This is a genomic window from Microbacterium petrolearium (assembly GCF_054782875.1).
The window spans coordinates 1-646 of sequence record NZ_BAAGRQ010000066.1 but is presented as its reverse complement, the minus strand read 5'-3'; the positions used below and the strand labels follow the sequence as shown (position 1 = coordinate 646).

General features: G+C 64.7%; 1 protein-coding gene and 1 pseudogene. Both read right to left on the bottom strand.

The annotated features are described in order from the left end of the window. Positions 1 to 149 precede the first annotated feature (149 nt). Positions 150 to 374 (bottom strand): LuxR C-terminal-related transcriptional regulator, encoded by a 225-nt coding sequence (locus ACYVJ0_RS13625; RefSeq protein ID WP_454850295.1) that lies wholly within the window; start codon positions 372 to 374, stop codon positions 150 to 152. A 121-nt stretch (positions 375 to 495) separates the two neighbouring features. After that, positions 496 to 646 (bottom strand): annotated as a pseudogene (locus ACYVJ0_RS13620) (glycine cleavage system protein H); the annotation flags it as partial.

Here is a 646-nt window from a genome sequence, read left to right as displayed (position 1 = left end):
CAGGTCGTCCACGATCGCCGCGGCGACCACGTCGATGAGGGTCTCCTGCATGCCGAGCAGTCTTGCACCCGACACCGACACACGGCCCTGGACACAGGACGACGACGGCACCTCTGGGGACGGGCGCCGTCGTCGTGGACCTGTGTGTGTCAGTCAGCGATGTGGAACTCGTTCGCCTTGGCAATCGCCTCCGCGCGCGAGGACACGCCGAGCTTGCGGTAGACACTACGAACCTGGGTCTTCACCGTGTTACGGGTGACATACAGGCGTCGAGCGATCTGCTCGAGCGTGGCGTCCTCGGTGAGGTTCGCCAGGATTACCCGCTCGCGGCGGGTGAGGCTGGGCACACGGTGGTCAAGGGTCATCGCAGTCATGATCGGTTTCCTCCACACAGCGGCCGGTTCTGGGGTTCCGGCCTACGGTTGCTGCTATGAGATAAAGCGGCTCGTGCGGAGTTCATGACGCGGTTCTGGAAGAACTTTCTGACCGTTATCTTTCCGAGACCGACTTGGTCGACTCGATCTCGCCCATCACCGAACCGGCCTCGACGGTGGCGCCGACGTCGGGGAGCTCCAGGTAGACCACGTCACCGAGCGCCTCGGCGGCGACGTCGGTCACGCCGATGACGGCGGGCGTGGACTCGTCG

Bases quoted from the DNA above. Each gene is read 5' to 3' on its own strand.
- ACYVJ0_RS13625 (WP_454850295.1), bottom strand. From the start codon at position 374: ATGACTGCGATGACCCTTGACCACCGTGTGCCCAGCCTCACCCGCCGC.